19 protein-coding genes are annotated in these 15,525 nt (G+C 55.4%); 1 reads left to right on the forward strand and 18 read right to left on the reverse strand.

What is annotated here, in order from left to right:
* Position 1: 1 nt before the first annotated feature.
* From E3E51_RS04125 to E3E51_RS04210, 18 genes are all read right to left on the reverse strand, one after another.
* Positions 2 to 577 carry a DUF996 domain-containing protein gene (locus tag E3E51_RS04125; protein ID WP_167912131.1) on the reverse strand — a complete coding sequence of 192 codons (576 nt, stop codon included), beginning with the start codon at positions 575 to 577 and terminating at the stop codon, positions 2 to 4.
* Positions 578 to 637: 60 nt separating this feature from the next.
* Positions 638 to 1,231, reverse strand: a complete 594-nt coding sequence (locus E3E51_RS04130) for a DUF996 domain-containing protein (RefSeq protein ID WP_167911855.1) — start codon at positions 1,229 to 1,231, stop codon at positions 638 to 640.
* A gap of 122 nt (positions 1,232 to 1,353) precedes the next feature.
* Positions 1,354 to 2,088, reverse strand: a complete 735-nt coding sequence (gene nuoI, locus E3E51_RS04135) for an NADH-quinone oxidoreductase subunit NuoI (RefSeq protein WP_167912132.1) — start codon at positions 2,086 to 2,088, stop codon at positions 1,354 to 1,356.
* Positions 2,089 to 2,093: 5 nt separating this feature from the next.
* A complete protein-coding gene (locus tag E3E51_RS04140) occupies positions 2,094 to 3,278 on the reverse strand; it encodes an NADH-quinone oxidoreductase subunit D (RefSeq protein WP_167912133.1) in 1,185 nt (394 codons plus the stop codon).
* 10 nt (positions 3,279 to 3,288) lie between these two features.
* On the reverse strand, positions 3,289 to 3,888 hold the full coding sequence (locus tag E3E51_RS04145; RefSeq protein WP_167911856.1) for an NADH-quinone oxidoreductase subunit C: 600 nt from the start codon (positions 3,886 to 3,888) through the stop codon (positions 3,289 to 3,291).
* Positions 3,879 to 4,469 (reverse strand): NADH-quinone oxidoreductase subunit B, encoded by a 591-nt coding sequence (locus E3E51_RS04150; protein ID WP_167911857.1) that lies wholly within the window; start codon positions 4,467 to 4,469, stop codon positions 3,879 to 3,881. The genes E3E51_RS04145 and E3E51_RS04150 overlap by 10 nt, the downstream gene beginning before the upstream one ends.
* A gap of 10 nt (positions 4,470 to 4,479) precedes the next feature.
* Positions 4,480 to 5,373: a respiratory chain complex I subunit 1 family protein gene (locus tag E3E51_RS04155; protein ID WP_167911858.1), complete on the reverse strand. Its 894-nt coding sequence runs from the start codon at positions 5,371 to 5,373 to the stop codon at positions 4,480 to 4,482.
* Positions 5,374 to 7,218 carry a proton-conducting transporter membrane subunit gene (locus E3E51_RS04160; protein WP_167911859.1) on the reverse strand — a complete coding sequence of 615 codons (1,845 nt, stop codon included), beginning with the start codon at positions 7,216 to 7,218 and terminating at the stop codon, positions 5,374 to 5,376.
* Positions 7,215 to 8,702, reverse strand: a complete 1,488-nt coding sequence (locus E3E51_RS04165; protein ID WP_167911860.1) for a proton-conducting transporter membrane subunit — start codon at positions 8,700 to 8,702, stop codon at positions 7,215 to 7,217. The genes E3E51_RS04160 and E3E51_RS04165 overlap by 4 nt, the downstream gene beginning before the upstream one ends.
* Positions 8,699 to 9,043: an NADH-quinone oxidoreductase subunit K gene (locus E3E51_RS04170; protein WP_088180210.1), complete on the reverse strand. Its 345-nt coding sequence runs from the start codon at positions 9,041 to 9,043 to the stop codon at positions 8,699 to 8,701. The genes E3E51_RS04165 and E3E51_RS04170 overlap by 4 nt, the downstream gene beginning before the upstream one ends.
* Positions 9,040 to 9,747, reverse strand: a complete 708-nt coding sequence (locus tag E3E51_RS04175; protein ID WP_167911861.1) for a Na(+)/H(+) antiporter subunit B — start codon at positions 9,745 to 9,747, stop codon at positions 9,040 to 9,042. The genes E3E51_RS04170 and E3E51_RS04175 overlap by 4 nt, the downstream gene beginning before the upstream one ends.
* 2 nt (positions 9,748 to 9,749) lie before the next feature.
* Entirely contained in the window at positions 9,750 to 10,034 is a 285-nt protein-coding gene (locus tag E3E51_RS04180) for a DUF4040 domain-containing protein (protein ID WP_014788046.1), read from the reverse strand.
* Complete coding sequence (gene mnhG, locus E3E51_RS04185) at positions 10,031 to 10,450, reverse strand: monovalent cation/H(+) antiporter subunit G (protein WP_167911862.1); 420 nt, start codon at positions 10,448 to 10,450, stop codon at positions 10,031 to 10,033. Before mnhG ends, E3E51_RS04180 begins: the two co-directional genes overlap by 4 nt.
* Positions 10,447 to 10,701, reverse strand: a complete 255-nt coding sequence (locus E3E51_RS04190) for a monovalent cation/H+ antiporter complex subunit F (protein ID WP_167911863.1) — start codon at positions 10,699 to 10,701, stop codon at positions 10,447 to 10,449. The genes mnhG and E3E51_RS04190 overlap by 4 nt, the downstream gene beginning before the upstream one ends.
* Positions 10,698 to 11,204, reverse strand: coding sequence for a Na+/H+ antiporter subunit E (locus E3E51_RS04195; RefSeq protein ID WP_167911864.1), 507 nt, complete (start codon positions 11,202 to 11,204; stop codon positions 10,698 to 10,700). The genes E3E51_RS04190 and E3E51_RS04195 overlap by 4 nt, the downstream gene beginning before the upstream one ends.
* Positions 11,205 to 11,467: 263 nt before the next feature.
* Positions 11,468 to 11,968 (reverse strand): regulator, encoded by a 501-nt coding sequence (locus E3E51_RS04200; RefSeq protein ID WP_167911865.1) that lies wholly within the window; start codon positions 11,966 to 11,968, stop codon positions 11,468 to 11,470.
* A 136-nt stretch (positions 11,969 to 12,104) separates the two neighbouring features.
* Entirely contained in the window at positions 12,105 to 13,418 is a 1,314-nt protein-coding gene (locus E3E51_RS04205; RefSeq protein WP_167911866.1) for an RNA-guided endonuclease TnpB family protein, read from the reverse strand.
* On the reverse strand, positions 13,415 to 14,035 hold the full coding sequence (locus E3E51_RS04210; protein WP_167912134.1) for an IS607 family transposase: 621 nt from the start codon (positions 14,033 to 14,035) through the stop codon (positions 13,415 to 13,417). The genes E3E51_RS04205 and E3E51_RS04210 overlap by 4 nt, the downstream gene beginning before the upstream one ends.
* 136 nt (positions 14,036 to 14,171) lie before the next feature.
* On the opposite strand from E3E51_RS04210, the gene E3E51_RS04215 reads away from it, so the two are divergent.
* A complete protein-coding gene (locus E3E51_RS04215) occupies positions 14,172 to 15,431 on the forward strand; it encodes a radical SAM protein (RefSeq protein WP_167911867.1) in 1,260 nt (419 codons plus the stop codon).
* Positions 15,432 to 15,525: the final 94 nt, after the last annotated feature.

Consider the following 15,525-nt stretch of genomic DNA (forward strand, 5'->3'; position numbering starts at 1 on the left):
GTCACCAGATGATCTCTTCTTCCGCGGGGGCTGGCCCAGGCTCCTCTCCAATCTCCTCGGGCATCTTGTTGAAGGCTATTATGACGAAGACGCGCGCTATCAGGAGCAGCAGGAATCCGACGAGGACTATGGCTGTTAGTGCACCCCACCACACCCACGTGGCAGCGTCTTTGAACTCCTTGGTGTTGGTTATCTCGTACATCGCAAGCCAGGCCCTCCTCTGGAAGTAGGCCGCTCCGATTATCAGGGCCACGAACACTATAAAGAGCAGGACTGCCAGCCCTATCCCTGCCGATTCGCTGGGGTGCCATCTCCCAGGAGCGAGGGTGAACGTTCCGAAGAGAAGGGCGAGGGTGACAATCATGCCACCCGCAGCGAAGATGACGGCGTAGAGGTAGTTCTTGAAGGGCCTATCGTCGCCCACGGCATCGCCTATGCCCTTGAGTGCCAGCAGTATCAGGATGAAACCGATCAGCGATACCACGCTACCGACGTACGGTACAAAACCGCCAACGAGAGTGAGGATTGCCCCCCACATTCCCATGCTTTTTTCACTGCTGACGTTAACAACAACCATCGAAACCACCGTATGGGAATCCATTGGGGGCTTAAAAACCTTACCTAAAAAAATGGAAAATCATACAATCGGGTTGAACTCCTCCGCGCCGGCCCTTTCCTCCAGCTCCTCCGGGAGGTTGGTGAAGGCCAGTATCTGGTACACCGCAGCCACGAGGAGGAGGACGAGACCCACGACGACTATTGCCAGCACCGCACCCCACAGGAGCCACGTGGCGGTTTTGTTGAACTCCTCAACGCCCGTGAGCTCGTACATGACGCGCCAAGTCTTTATGGCATAGTAGATGCCGATTACTGCGGCCGCAAGCAGTATGAGTATTCCTAAGCCCAGAAAGGCGATTCCGATCGTGGATATCGTGTCCGCCTCGTCAACGAAGGCGGGTATCGAGACGGCTCCTATTGCCATGAATACAACGGCGATTATGGCTCCAGCTATGCCCGATATGACCGAGTACAGGTAGTACCTGAAGGGTCTTCCATCCCCAAGCTTGTCCCCGATTCCTTTCAGCGAGAGCAGTATCAGCACTTCTCCAATCAGCGACACCGCCCCTAAGAACGCCCCTATGTAGGGGATTATGCCGAGGAATCCCCCGACAACCATCAGAACCGAACCTATTAGGCCGTAGTTCTTTTCGCTCTTCAGGTTTACCGTCATCACATCACCCCTCCACGTTGTTGACCCTTATAACTTTAAAAGGTTACCTTTTTCTTTTGAAAGCCCTGTCGTTCCGAACGGGAGCATCTCGTCAGCTGGAGGGGAAAGAAAAGAGATGTGGATTACTCCTTCTTCTCCTCGGGCTTGGCCTGGGCCTTTTCCTCAGTCTTCCCAGCCGGCTTGACTTCCTTCTTTTCGGACGGCTTGGCGGCCTCTTTCTTTTCCTGGGCCGTGGCAGGCTTTGCCGCTGGCTTGGCCGGCGTCGGCTTCTTGGGCGGCCTCAGACCGTAGCCGAGTATCTTGAACTCTATCTTGTCTCCGTCGCGGAGGTGGTAGATGTGAGTACCGTCCTCGCGCTTCTCGATCTTGACCACCGGGAAGCGGTAGTCCCTGAACTTCTCGTTGAGCTCCCTGACCTTCTTCGGGTCTATGGGCACCCAGTCGTAGAGCTCCAGGTCCTCCTCCAGGCCGCCGGTGGTGAGGTAGTAGTTCTCGGTGAAGTCAAGGGCACCGGTCGGGCAGACGTCGACACAGAACTGGCAGAAGGTGCACCTGCCGTAGTCCACCTTCGGGTGCGGCCTCTTCTCCATCTTGCCATCTACTTCCATCCATGTCATCTCTATAGCCCTGGCTGGACATATCTGGCCGCAGAAGTTACAGCCGACGCAGGTCTTCCAGTTCAGCGTGTGGAACCCCCTGTACTTCGGTGCCGGCTCTATCTGCTCGAAGGGTATCTTTAGCGTAACCGGCTTCTTGAAGAGGTACTTGATGCCCATCCACGGCTTGACGAATGATTTCTTGAGCTTGACCTTCTCCTCGCCGACGACCCTAACCTTTGGCTTCTCAACGTTCTCCATCTTCATCACCTGTCTATGTCCGGCGGGCAGTTGTCGAGGGTCTTCAGGATGACCGGAACGTCCGCAAGGCGCGCTCCCTTCAGGAGCTCCTCAAGCACCGTGACTCCGTGGCTCTGGCTCGGGCCTCTGATGTGAACCCTGTACGGTTTGTGGGTTCCGTCGCTGACGACGTAGGCGCCAAAGTCTCCCTTCGTGCTCTCGACGTGGGCGTAGGCGTCACCCTTCGGGGGCTTGAACCTCGGCAGGGCCTTGAGCCTGGCGTCCTTCACCATGTACGGCCCGCTCGGCGGCCCCATATCGAGGAGCTGCTCCAGGATGTAGAGATCCTGCTCCATCTCGTACCTCCTCACGAGAACCCTGGCCAGGCTGTCGCCCTCCCTCAGGACCGGAACCTCGAACTCCAGCTCGGGATAGAGCAGGTACGGGTCGTCCTTCCTGACGTCGTAGGGAACGCCGACTGCCCTTAGGTTCGGACCTGTGACGGCATGCTTCAGCGCAAACCTCTTGTCCATTACGCCGACTCCCTCAGTCCTCTCGAAGGTGATGTAGTTGTCGAAGAGTATCTCATCGAAGTCCTTAAGCTTGCCCTTGAGGTATTCGACCGTGTCGCGGAGCTGGCGGAGCCATTTGTCACCGGGTATGTCCCTCCTGACTCCTCCGGGCACGGTGTAGATGTGGTAGACCCTACCGCCTGTGAGCTCCTCGAAGAGGCGCATGAACCTCTCACGATAGGCTGCAGCCCACTGGCCCGCTGTATAGAGACCTATCTCGTTTCCAAAGCCCATTATCCAGAACATCCAGGCGCTCATCCTGGCCATTTCGAGGACTACCGTCCTTATCCACTGGGCCCTCTCCGGAACCTCCCAGCCGACTATCTCGTCAACTGCCATGGAGTAGATGTTCTCCGGCACGTCGCTCTCCGGAACACATATACGGAGGAGCAGGGCGATGTTGGTGAAATAGGGCCTCTGCTCGGCGAGTTTTTCAAAACCCCTGTGGAGGAAGCCGGGGTTGACTATGGCCTTCTCAACCCTGCTGCCGTCCATTTTGAGGATTATGCTGAAGTTCTCGGTGGCCATGTGCTGCGGACCGAAGAACAGCTCGTAGGTATCCTTGTCTATGGGGTGAAGGTACATGTCGTGGGCCTTTGCCTCTTCCCTAAGCTCCTTCGGGACTTCCAAATTAGTCATGATCATCACCTCATATCACATAGTTGGTCTTGCTCTCGTCGTACCTGTCAAAGTCCTCTCCGTATATCGTCTTGACGTAGCCGAGCGTGTTGAAGTCCTTTCTGAATGGGTGCTTCTCGTACTCCCTTGGCTCCAGGATGAACGGACCGAGCCTCGGGTTGCCCTCGAATACTATGCCGAAGAACTCGTGTGCTTCCCTCTCGTAGGTTTCGGCGACCGGCCAGATGTCCATGACGGTCGGCATCTTTGCGTTTTCTCGGGGTATCCTCGTTCTCACGAATGCATGGACGCTCTCACTGACGCTCCAGAGCTGGTAGACAAGCTCGAACTCGCCTTCCTTGAGCCAGTCGACGACGCTTATCTGGATGAGCATCTCGAACTTCTCACTCGCGAGTTCGAGGAACTCCTTTATCCTGTCCGCCGGGACTTTGAACTCAACGCGCCTCTCGCGCCTGACATTGCCCTCTGCGTAGGGTGCCTTCTCAAGCACCTCCGCGACCAGCTTCCCCTCTTTGGTATCGGGGAGCTTTGGGGCCTCCACTTCCGGAACCTCCTGGGGCTTCTGATCCTCAATCTTCTCCCCGACCTTGGGCTTCTCGTTCATATCCATGCCAGCCACCTCCTGGCGTCCTTCTCGCGCCATCCTTCTCCAAACAGCTCGTCCTGATTCTTCCGGTAGTACTCGTAGTTCTCCCTATAGCGCTTCCAGCCGTCGGCGGTTCCATCCTCTATCTTGCGCATTATCTCCATTATTCCGTCCATAACTGCTTCCGGCCTTGGCATGCATCCGGCTATCGCCACGTCAACAGGCAGATACTTGTCGAACTGCTTGACCACGTTGTAGGAGTCCCAGTAGACTCCGCCGTTTATCGGGCACGATCCGTGTATCAGCACGTACTTGGGGTCCTGCATCATCTCGTAGGTTATGATTATCCTCTTGAGGGTCTTCGGCGTGACGTAGCCCGTGATGAGGAAGAGGTCGCCCATCCTCGGTGCCGGGTTCGGCATTATTCCGAAGCGCTCAAAGTCGTACCTGGCTGTGGCCAGCGGCGGCATCTCGATACCGCCACAGCCCGTACAGAAGGCCACTATCCAGAGGCTCTTCTTGCGCGCCCACCGAAAGAGGGGCTCGAAGAGCTTGAACTCCTGGAGTTCGTAGCTTATGAAATCGTCATTCTTTCTCTCACTCATCCACATCACCTCACATCGTCAGGAGCACGGCTATTATTCCCAGTATCGTGGGCCACTTCCAGAAGAACTTGGCCGCCTGGTCTATGGTGAACCTCGGGTAGATGCTGGCCACGAATATCGCTATGAAGAGCACCGCTATCTGCTTGATGAGCAGTTCGATGAGGTTGCTGGCTCCTCCGAGGAAGATTACCGCAAAGAAGGCCGTCTCTGCGAAGAGCTGAACCGCATGCTGGGTAAAGAGCAGTGCCGCGTGCTTGCCGCCGTACTCGACCATGGGGCCCATCGAGATTTCCGCCGGGGCGGTGATTATGTCGAAGGGCTCAAGGCCGAGCATCGCCTGGAAGACTATGTCGAAGACTATCATTGCCAGGAAGAGCGCCGGAACGAGTATGCTCCATCCCTGGGCCTGCTGGAGGGACACCAGCTCGTTCAGCTTGAACGTTCCCCAGTGCTGGATGATGGCTATCAGCGCCAGACCGTACGGGAGCTGCATGGCCACCATGGTGAGCAGTCCACGCTGGACACCGACCGCCGAATAGGGGTTGCCCGAACTCATGGCACCGAGCATTATACCGAGCATCGGCACCTCCAGGAGGTACGCAACGACGATGAGGTCGGCGCTGGCGCTGAAGAGGCGGAAGCCTGCGAGGGGAATGAAGAGCAGCGCTGCGATGCTGGCTCCGAGGGCGAATATCGGGCCGAAGTCGTAGATGAACCCGTGGGTGACGCTCTCCTTTTTGCCCAGCAGCTTGAGGGTGTCTATTATCGGCTGGTATATCGGCGGACCCACACGGCGCTGAATCCTTGCCATGGCCTTTCTCTCGATGCCCATGAAGATGAAGCCCATGAAGGTGGCGTATATCAGCATTCCAATGACTTCCAGGACGAGCTTCCAGTCAATCATTCACAACACCCCCCACAGTGCGAGTATGAGCAGCACTATCGCCAGGTACCACGAATAGCTCTGCACGTTGCCGTTGTACACGGCCTGCCTGAGTGAGTCCGCGAAGTCCTCGGTCATACCCGCTAGACGCTCGTAGAACCTGTCCCAGCTGTACTTGAGCCAGAAGTCGAGGGCCTCTGCCAGCGGCCTGTAGAAGTTCTTCCTGATGCTGAGGTTGAACTCCTCGGTGACGGGGTTACCCGACTGGTAGGTGTTGGTCACCCGTATCTTCCTAACCCTGGCTCCGTAGAGGTATATCAGTCCCGCTATTGCAAGGCCTATAACGAGGGCTATCGTCACCAGCATGGCGTTGTAGGTTCCGGTTGGGGTAACGAGCCTGTAGTAGTCGCCACCGACGACCTCCCCGCCGAGCATCTTGTTGATGTACTCCGTGACGATGCCCGGTGCAACACCGAAGAGGAGGTTGGGGATCGCCAGTATCGCCATTCCTATGAGGAGCGGTAGCGGGGCTTCCTTCACGTCCTCAAGGTCGCTCGGTCTCTGACCGAACCAGACCGCGTAGAGGAACCTGACCACGTAGGCAAACGCTATGCCGCTTCCGAGGAATATGGCGCCTGCAACGAGAGGCATGTGGGCACTTATGGCCGCCTCGTAGATGAGCCACTTGCTCGCGAAGCCCGCCAGCGGCGGGATTCCGGAGAGGCTCAGCACCGCTATGAGGCCCATGGCGAAGGTGAAGGGCATCTTTTCAGCGAGGCCTCCCATGTCCTTGAACTGGGTCTTCCCTGTCTGGAGGATTATGGCAGCGGTCACGAGCCAGAAGAGGCCCTTGAACACGGCGTGGCTGAGCACGTGGAAGAGGCCTCCGGCAAAGCCGAGGCTGCTGCCGAGTCCGAAGGCGAGCAGTATGTAGCCGACCTGGCTGACCGATGAGTAGGCGAAGAGCTTCCTGATGTCCTCCTGGAGAACCGCGAGGAAGCCTGCGACGACTACTGTTATCGCCCCAATCCACGCGATTATGTAGGCGAAGGTCAGGTGTCCGTGGAAGGTTCCGAGGGCCGCGTAGAGCTTGTAGCCCATGAGGATGTAGAGCAGGAGGAATCCGTAGGCTCCGGCCTTGCTGAGGGCGCCGCTGAAGAAGGTCGTGTAGCTCTGGTCGGTCTCGCTGTAAGCTCCGGGTGCCCAGACGTGGAGCGGAACGGCACCTGCCTTAACGCCGAACGCCGTCAGGAACAGCCCGAATATGAGGGCCGTCTCGGCGGTGCTTATCGCTCCGATACTGGCGTCCACGTAGAGAGCCTGCCTTATGGTGGCGAAGTCGAGCGCTCCGGTCTTGGCGTAGAGGATGCCTATCGCCACCAGCATCGCGTAGGCTCCGATGACGCTCAGCACGAAGTACTTGAGGGACTCGTGCCTGTTCCTCCTGACAACCATCATGAAGCTGGCAAAGGTCATCATCTCCCAGAGCAGGAAGAATCCCACGAAGTCCTGGCTCAGGAAGACGCCGAGCACTCCCGTGTAGCTCATCAGGGCAAAGAGCCAGTCGTATGAGCTCTTTGAGGTTGATGCCATTCCGAAGGCCATCGCGAGGCCGACGAGGGAAGCGACGGCCGCAAAGTACCAGCTCATGGTGTTGAGCTGGAAATGCAGTGTGAACCCGCTAACCGTAACCGAATAGTTTACCGTCTCGTTCAGGACGGTGGAGTACAGCTTGCCGAGGTACGCGAGGGGTACCGCCGCGCCTATAAGGCCTATGGCTTCCCTCACGCCCTTTACGTCGAGCGCCCACGCTATGATTCCGGCTATCAGGGGCGCAAAGATTATGATGATGAGTTCGTTGATCATGCTCCCACCCCCATCAGCGGCACGTTCTTAACGTACTGGGCAACGTTGAAGATGTCGTTTCCGGCCTTCTGGGCAAGGTTCCAGGCGTAGTCTGGGTAGATTCCTATCACGACCACGAGGGCCGCGAGGAACAGCACCATGAGGCCGATAACGATGTTCTCGTCTATCCTCTCTCCGTCTCCCTCGAACCACATCGTGTGGAGCAGCCTGAAGTAATAGACTGCCTCCACGACGCTTGCGGTGAGCACCAGGACAGCCGCCCACGTGTAGCCCACCTGGAGGGTGGCGAGTATTATCCTGATTTTGCTCCAGAATATGTTGAACAGCGGTATTCCGACGGTGGCTATGGCACCCACCGAAATCGCGAATGCCGTCAGCGGCATCCTCCTTCCAAGTCCCCTGAAGTTCTCAATCTCGGCCCCTCCGAGGGTCATCGCAACGTAGCCCACCGCGAGGAACAGCATGGCCTTCACGATGGCGTGGTTTATCATATGGAAGACGCCGGCGTCGATGCCGCTCTGGGTTCCGAGGGCGAAGGCTAGCGCGATGAGGCCTATCTGGGCTATACTGGAGTAGGCTATCATCCTCTTGACGTTCCTCTGCCTGAGCGCGGCGAGCTCCGCAACGATTACCGTGAGCGTCGCCAGCACGACGAGAAGCTTTAGGACCGAACCCCAGCCTCCGACGTCCTGCATCAGGTAGAGAATCCTGGCCATTGCGTAAAGGCCCGCCTTGACGACGAAGGCCGAGAACATGACGGTCACCGGGTGCGGAGCGGCCTGGTATGCATCGGGGGCCCAGGCGTTGAGCGGGAAGAGCTCCGCCTCAACGGCCAGGCCGAAGATTATCAGCGCCAGTCCCACCTGTGCGACGGTCGGGTCCATTGTTGCGGCCAGCTGCGCTATCTGTGCCATGTTGAGGGTTCCGAGAGAGCCGTAGATGAGCGCTATGCCCACGAGGAAGAAGCTGGAACCGATTCCACCGAGGATTATGTACTTCATCGAGGCCTCAGCGGCTTCACCGGTTTTGTTGTAGGCGGTTAGAGCGTAGGCGCTGATGGCGGTTATCTCCATGAATACGAAGAGGTTGAATATGTCCCCCGTCGCTATCATGCCGGTGGCTCCGAGCATGAGGAGCAGGAAGAGCATGGCGTACTTGTCTATGGGCTCGACTTCGATTGCCCTGAGGCTGAAGAGGGCCATGAGGAAGCTGATTGCCGCGACGATGAGCACGAAGAGCGCCGCGAAGTGGCCGAAGTACAGGTTGATTCCAACGGGCGGCTTCCAGCCACCTGCGATGACGATTATCGGCTGTCCCGTAGAGTAAACCCCCTGGAACACCCACGCGGCTATTCCGGTCTGGAGTGCGGTAACTGCTATGAGGAAGTACCTGACTGCGTTCTTTCCGGCGCCCTTCAGCAGGGGCACGAAGAACGCGCTGATGAGGGGTAACGCTATGAGCAGAGCGGCGTACTGCCCGTTCATCCTCTCAACCTCCTTATCTCCTCGATGTTAAGGGTTCCGTACTTCTCGTAGATCAGCATGGCGACGCTAAGGGCCATGGCGGTGGTGGCAACGCCTATAACTATCGCGGTGAGCACGAGGGCCTGCGGAATCGGGTCGACGGCCTGGTTCGGACCGATTCCCTCGCTCAGTATAGGTGCGCTCCTTCCGGAGACGTAGCCCACGCTGATGAGAAGCAGGTTCACGCCGGTTTCCATTATGCTGAGTCCTATGAGCACCTTCAGGAGGTTCTTCTTGACGAGTATCGCGTAGAGGCCCACGAGGATGAGTGCTATGGCGCCGAAGTAGTAGACGCTGATCATTCGCTCACCTCCTCCTTGAGCATGTTGTCGATGATGCCGCTGAGCTCGGTGCCGACCTTCAGGCCGATGATGGTGTAGATTATCGGTATGAATCCACCGCTCAGGAGCCTTCCAACGTTCTCCGTGCCGAAGTTCCAGGTCTGCCATATCCAGTCGAAGAGGAAGTAGCCGCCTATGGCGAGACCGATGAGGCCGACGAGAACGTAGCCCATTCCGGCGAGCCCCTCGGTCTTCTCGAAGCTTTTGTGGGGTATCTCGTAGGTTATGAACGCCAGATACAGCAGCAGGAACGCGGTGGCGATGGTGGCTCCGCCCGGGAATCCTCCTCCCGGTGTGAGGTGCCCGTGGATGAAGATGTAGGCACCGAAGAGCATGACGAAGGGCACTAGGAGTCTCGTTCCGGTTGTGAGGACTATCGAACCCTCGGTCTTGGCGCTCCTCTTCTTCTTTTTCCTCCAGAGGAGTGCGCCGACTCCGGTTGATGCTATGAACAGAACGGTGACCTCACCGAGGGTATCGAACCCACGGTAGTTGACGACGACGGCGGTGACCGCGTTGACCGCTCCGGTCTGCTGCTTCACGTTGTCGAGGTAGTACTGGCCCACCAGCATTTTGTCCTGGCCGAAGGGAACTCCAGCAAGGCCCTGGGCGAGCCAGTAACCCACGATGAGGAGCAGGATTATAGCGAGTGCGCGCTTGAGCATTTTCACCACCTCACCCACCAGCCGGGCTTTTCTTCCTCCTCCGTCTCAAAGCGCTGGGTTCTCTTGATGGCGAAGATGAATATCGCACCGCTGAGCGCTGCGCCTATAGCTGCCTCGGTCATTGCGACGTCCGGCGCCTGCAGCATGAAGAACAGCAGCGAGGCGAATAGACTGACCGCGGCCATTCCAACTGCCGCCGCCAGGAGGTCTCTCCACTCCACCGCGAGAACCGCGGATATTATCATGATGCCGACTATGATGTATTCAATGCAGGTTATGCAGTTCATTCCTCACCACCCTCCCCAGCGGGTGTTTCTTCGGGTGCCTCGGGGGCCTCAACTTCCTCCCTCATCCGTGCCTCCAGGTGCTCCCTGTACTTGTCAACAACGCTGCCCTCCCAGAGAGGTATGCCGCTCTTGTAGGCCGCCCTTATGAGCGCGTGGGCGCTTATCGGGTTGGTGAGCAGCAGAAAGACCGCGATGACGATGGTCTTCGTGAGCCAGGGGATGCTTCCGAAGTCGGTGCCGAGCGCCCAGATGCCGACGCCCACCAGGACACCGAGCGAACCGAGAGTGGCGCTCTTGGTCGAGGTCTGCATCCTGTTGTAGACGTCCGGCATTCTGATGAGACCCAGCGCCGACAGGAAGTAGAAGAACGTTCCCAGCAGCACGAGGATTTCACCGATGGCGGTGAGCGCGTTCATAGGCCTCCCTCCATGTAGCGCGCGAAGGCTATGACTCCACCGAAGGCGAGTATCGCGTAGACCAGGGCAACGTCGAGGAATATCATCCTCCTGTAGTAGAGCGCGAAGAGAACCATGAGCCCGGTGGTTATGGTTGTCATGATGTCAACGGCGACGAGCCTGTCAACTGTGGTCGGTCCTCTGAAGACCCTGTACATGCTGAGCAGCGTCGCTACGGCTATGAGCGCGAGATAAATGTTTATCCCTATCATCCGAAGATCACCTTCAGGAACTTTTCAAAGGGCTGGGTTATGTTCTTGGAGGCACCTTCAACAGAATCGTCCTTGACGTCTATCCAGTGTATGAAGTACTTGTCACCGTCAACGTCGAGGGTTATGGTTCCCGGAGTCAGGGTGATGGAGTTCGCCAGGCTGAGCTTCCCGACGTCGCTTTCAAGAACAGTCCTGCACTCGACGATTCCCGGGTTTATCGGTCTCTTGGGATGCAGAACCCTGTATGCGACGTCGAGGTTTGCCATTATCATCGCCCACAGGAAGTAGGGGATGTAGGCTATTGCGTATGCTATCCTCCTCGGGCTGAGGTTTGCGAGGCCGTTCGTTGTGAATATCTCGTAGGTGAAGGCACCGACGATGAGCGACAGTAGTAGGCCGATTTCCAGTTCCTGTGGGTCCAAACTGGCCGTTAGAAACAGCCATATTAGGAACAGTACGATAACCGTGTACAGGTAGCGGCTTATCCTGCTTGCTTCTCCCATTCGACAACCCTCCGCAGGTTGATGGAAGTGCTCCCAATAGAGTTAAGCGAAGCTAATTTTTGGTTTTAAACAATGGCTTATAAACCTTACCTGCGAATAACAAAGGTTTAAAACGTTTGGTTAAAACAGGGGCATCAGACTTGTTCTCTGATGTTAGAAAGGGTTCCTCATGGCGCACAGCTTGAGAGGAGTCACGAAGTTTCGGGATTTGATTACATAATGTATAGAAAATTGATGAAAATTTCAATCAAAATGGAAAGCCGTCAGTAGATGGATATTCTCTTGACGCCCTCCAGCTTGGAGAGCTCGTTGATGAGGTCGCCGGGGATCGGCTTTTCGGTGATTATCGTGAGGGTTGCTTCGGGATAGAGTTCGGGGTCTTCGGCAACGACCTGGATGATGTTTATGTCCCTCTCCGCTATCTTCTGGGCGATCTTGGCGAGTATTCCTATCGCCCTGGGTTCGGGCTCAATCTCTATGACGCCGTAGCCGACGTGTCTTCCAACGTATTTCATGTGAACGGTCGGTTCAAGGTTGGTGTATACCTCCTTCAGCTCGGGTATCTTGAGTATCATCCCAACGGTTTCCTTGACGACGCGCCGGTCAACGTCGAGGGCCTTCGCGATCTTGGTGTACGGAACCTCTATGTCACCGGCCTTAATCTTCATATCATCGGAAACTCTGAGGCCGTACTTGAGGAGCGTCTTGGCGATCTGCTTCCTCACGGGATACTCGTCAAAGTAATGCTCGATCTTTCCCCACATCACTATCACCCATACTAGTTCATCACTAGACTGTTTAATTCAATAATATTAAAATGTTTCCATGCCCGCATGAGGGCAAAAGGTCTCCCCTTAAAAACTTTTGGGCGTGGATGTCTGGAACCGTTTCTTCCTGCACCTATTTTCGTTGCAAACACTCGCTAACCACTACCAAGGAATTCTTGTGGTGCAGGAGGTTGGCCTCAACCACCAGCATCACAGGACTCACCGAGTCCTCAACTGGCGGCTCACAGGCCTTCGGGCTGAACGGAAACAGCCCCAACAAGTTCAAGACCGCCACAAAATCCCTATCCAAAGAAAAACCACAAACGGGACACTCGAAAACCCTCCGACGCAGAGCGTCGTCATCGGGTTTAACCTTAAACGCACCACAGTGCGGACAAACCTGAGAAGAATAAGAGGGGTTGACGAAAACCACAGGAACACCATATTCAATAGCCTTCTCCAAAACGAACCGCTGAAACCCGTTCATCCCAATATTATGAAGAGTATCCCTCAACCTCTTCTCGCTCTTCCTTCTCCTCTTGGTCACCTTCTGGTTGAAATTCTTGGGAACAACCTCAAGGACAATCGTAGTGTTCAACTCTTTGGCAACTTCAACCAGTCTCTTCGCCAACTTCCTCTGCAAATCAATTCTCCTACTCATCTTTCTCCGTCCGAACTTCCTTAGGAGTTCCTTTCCCCTCGTTGAAGGCAGTTTCCTATTCCAGCCGACCGAGTGAGACTCCTGAATCCCCTTCCTCACACTGGAATAAAACCTCGTCAGTCTTCCCAATTCAGTCTGAACCTGAATCAGGAACTCTCCAGTCCCAAAGGAAACGTTATCAGCATTGTAATCAACGCTGAGAAAGTTTCCAGTCAGTTCTCTTTCATCAAACTCTTTCTCGAAGACAAAATACGCAAGAACTTTTCGTTCTTTCTCGACAATATGGAGCTTCACGCCAGCCTTGACTTTCCATCCCTCGTTGAGATACTTGAAGAAAAGTTTGTGGGGTTTCAGAGGAAGTTTTACTCGCCCCCGTTTGGTGGTCAATCCAATCACAAGGATTTTTCTTCCGTCTTTGAGCGTGTTAAATTGGGGGAATCGTTTGTAGTCCCACAGAACATCGTCCAGCCAGAGGGAGATTTTCCTGACGACTGGTTTCTCTGTTCCCGCTCTTCCCTTCTTTTTCAGTTCAAGAAAACTTTTAGCCCTCGTTACGGCGTCTTGGCAAACCGTGTAGTAATAGTGCGTTGGAAGATCGTATTCTTCCTTGAGTTTTCCATAAAAGAGTTTTCTGAGTTTCAGGTGGCTCTTCACCCTGTTCTCGACGGCGTAATCTGTCAGGAACTCCAGAATCGCCGAGTATTCATCATACACTTCTTTTATCGCTTCGAACTTTCTCCTCGTGAGGGGGAGACTCTCAAGGACTACTGTTCTGGTTAGTTTCACTCGTTTTCAACCTCCGTGAGGAGTTTTTTGAACTCTTGGACGAACTTCTTGTTCTTGTGACTTCTTAACCCGTAGAGTCTCCCCGCAAAACTGGTTATTATGGCTATTAGGTCTTCAATGAGTTCTTCTCGGGGAGTCTTATCTTTTTTGAAGACCGATTCAATCCTCACGTTGTAGGCTGAGAAGAGTTCTTCCAAGTATTTGAAACCGAATCTTGTTAGCCTGTCGGGGTAGGTTATTAAAAGGATGTCATATTCTCCGTTCTTGGCGAGGTTGATGAGTTTTTTAAGGCCTTTCCTGTTCTCGTTCAGTCCGGAGGCAATTTCTTTCACTTCTTCAACGATTTGGTAGCCTTTGCTAACTGCGTATTGTTCGAGGGTTTTGAGCTGGGTTTCAAGGTTGTTCTTCTGGTCTCTTCCTGAGACTCTTGCGTAGAGGACTGCTCTGGTTGTCTCGTTCTTTTTGCCGAGTAGTTTTTGGACTTCTTCTTCGGGGATTCTGTAGTCTCGGCCTATTTTGATTGCCCTGATTTTTCCTGCGTGAATCCAGCGGATTATTGTGACTTTGTTGTAGTTTAAGAGTTCTGCGACTTCTGAGGGTTTATAAAACTTGGGCATTGATGACACTCAAGTAAGAATATGCAACGAAAGTATTTAAAATTATCGGAAAACACTATTTGGAGAACAGCCATCACCGGGGGACGGATGTTTTGTCCATCGGCGGGTTTTTAAAACCCCCGCGGAACCCGCAAACATGATAGCGGTAAGGCTTCCCCATACACACTTTGAAGATGCCGGTGAGAATATCAGACTGGTCTGGCGCGAGACGCTCTGCGCCGATTTTGAGAAGGAGGAACTCGCGAGAGCTATTAAACGGAAATACCGCGTGAAACCAGTCATAACCGCGAGGGACGGTGCCCTCCTGGTGGAGGCCGACTACCCCGACGTTGAGAAGTACATAGCCCTCTACATCCAGAACAACCTCGGCGCCCTGCTGAGAAACCGCTATACCGGAAGGAAGGTCATCTACATCCATGAGGGACTCGATGTTCCGCTCCTCGGCTACAACGCCTTCGGCCTGATAGACAGGGGGACCAACCTCATACAGGTCAGGGGCGTGAGCGGCTGCAACCTCAGTTGCGTGTTCTGCTCCGTGGACGAGGGACCGTATTCGAGGACGAGGAAGCTCGACTACGTCGTTGACGTTGACTACCTCGTGAAATGGTTCGACGACGTTGCGAGGATAAAGGGAAGGGGACTTGAGGCGCACCTCGACGGGCAGGGCGAGCCGCTCATCTACCCTTTCCGCGTCGAGCTCGTCCAGGCTTTACGGGAGCACCCGAACGTGTCCGTCATCTCGATGCAGAGCAACGGAACGCTCCTGAACGACAAACTTGTTGAGGAGCTTGCCGAGGCCGGCCTCGACAGGGTGAACCTCTCCATCCACTCCCTCGACCCGGACAAGGCGAGGATGCTCATGGGGATGAAGAGCTACGACCTTGAGCACGTCCTAGACATGGCGGAGGCTCTGGTCAACGCGGGAATAGACGTTCTCCTCGCCCCCGTCATAATCTTTGGAATAAACGACGATGAGGCCGAGGCCTTCATAGAGTTCGCGAGGAAAATCGGCGCCGGAAAGCGCTGGCCGGCCCTCGGCTTTCAGAACTACATCCCGTACAAGTTCGGCAGAAACCCGACGATAGCGAAGCTCGTCCCCTTCAAGGACTTCTACGCCTGGCTCAGAAAGCTTGAGGAGAAGACCGGCATGAGGCCGCTCGTTCTGAAGCCCAGGCACTTCGGAATGGAAAAGCGCGAATTCATTCCCCTCTCCTTCAGGCCGGGAGAAATCGTCAAGGCCGAGATCGTTCTTCCTGGGAGGATAAAGGGCGAGATGCTGGCGAAAGCCCGGAACCGGCTCATCGAGGTCGTAAACACGGACGCAGAGATAGGAGACCGGATAAGAATACGGATAGTCCGGACCCGGCACGGAATTTACATCGGCACTCCGGTTTAGCCGTTTACCTTTTCTCGCGAACGGCATCAGCAGGTGAGCGCGTGAGGCACCCGGCCGACGACCGCAGCGTCACCACTTGAATGATGAATCCACA

The organism is Thermococcus sp. 21S7 (assembly GCF_012027615.1).
GTDB lineage: Archaea > Methanobacteriota_B > Thermococci > Thermococcales > Thermococcaceae > Thermococcus.

Excerpts from the sequence above, each read along its gene's own strand:
- E3E51_RS04125 (WP_167912131.1), bottom strand. The coding sequence starts at position 577 with ATGGTTGTTGTTAACGTCAGCAGTGAAAAAAGCATGGGAATGTGGGGG.
- E3E51_RS04130 (WP_167911855.1), bottom strand. The coding sequence starts at position 1,231 with ATGACGGTAAACCTGAAGAGCGAAAAGAACTACGGCCTAATAGGTTCG.
- nuoI (WP_167912132.1), bottom strand. The coding sequence starts at position 2,088 with ATGGAGAACGTTGAGAAGCCAAAGGTTAGGGTCGTCGGCGAGGAGAAG.
- E3E51_RS04140 (WP_167912133.1), bottom strand. The coding sequence starts at position 3,278 with ATGACTAATTTGGAAGTCCCGAAGGAGCTTAGGGAAGAGGCAAAGGCC.
- E3E51_RS04145 (WP_167911856.1), bottom strand. The coding sequence starts at position 3,888 with ATGGATATGAACGAGAAGCCCAAGGTCGGGGAGAAGATTGAGGATCAG.
- E3E51_RS04150 (WP_167911857.1), bottom strand. The coding sequence starts at position 4,469 with ATGAGTGAGAGAAAGAATGACGATTTCATAAGCTACGAACTCCAGGAG.
- E3E51_RS04155 (WP_167911858.1), bottom strand. The coding sequence starts at position 5,373 with ATGATTGACTGGAAGCTCGTCCTGGAAGTCATTGGAATGCTGATATAC.
- E3E51_RS04160 (WP_167911859.1), bottom strand. The coding sequence starts at position 7,218 with ATGATCAACGAACTCATCATCATAATCTTTGCGCCCCTGATAGCCGGA.
- E3E51_RS04165 (WP_167911860.1), bottom strand. The coding sequence starts at position 8,702 with ATGAACGGGCAGTACGCCGCTCTGCTCATAGCGTTACCCCTCATCAGC.
- E3E51_RS04170 (WP_088180210.1), bottom strand. The coding sequence starts at position 9,043 with ATGATCAGCGTCTACTACTTCGGCGCCATAGCACTCATCCTCGTGGGC.
- E3E51_RS04175 (WP_167911861.1), bottom strand. The coding sequence starts at position 9,747 with ATGCTCAAGCGCGCACTCGCTATAATCCTGCTCCTCATCGTGGGTTAC.
- E3E51_RS04180 (WP_014788046.1), bottom strand. The coding sequence starts at position 10,034 with ATGAACTGCATAACCTGCATTGAATACATCATAGTCGGCATCATGATA.
- mnhG (WP_167911862.1), bottom strand. The coding sequence starts at position 10,450 with ATGAACGCGCTCACCGCCATCGGTGAAATCCTCGTGCTGCTGGGAACG.
- E3E51_RS04190 (WP_167911863.1), bottom strand. The coding sequence starts at position 10,701 with ATGATAGGGATAAACATTTATCTCGCGCTCATAGCCGTAGCGACGCTG.
- E3E51_RS04195 (WP_167911864.1), bottom strand. The coding sequence starts at position 11,204 with ATGGGAGAAGCAAGCAGGATAAGCCGCTACCTGTACACGGTTATCGTA.
- E3E51_RS04200 (WP_167911865.1), bottom strand. The coding sequence starts at position 11,968 with ATGTGGGGAAAGATCGAGCATTACTTTGACGAGTATCCCGTGAGGAAG.
- E3E51_RS04210 (WP_167912134.1), bottom strand. The coding sequence starts at position 14,035 with ATGCCCAAGTTTTATAAACCCTCAGAAGTCGCAGAACTCTTAAACTAC.
- E3E51_RS04215 (WP_167911867.1), top strand. The coding sequence starts at position 14,172 with ATGATAGCGGTAAGGCTTCCCCATACACACTTTGAAGATGCCGGTGAG.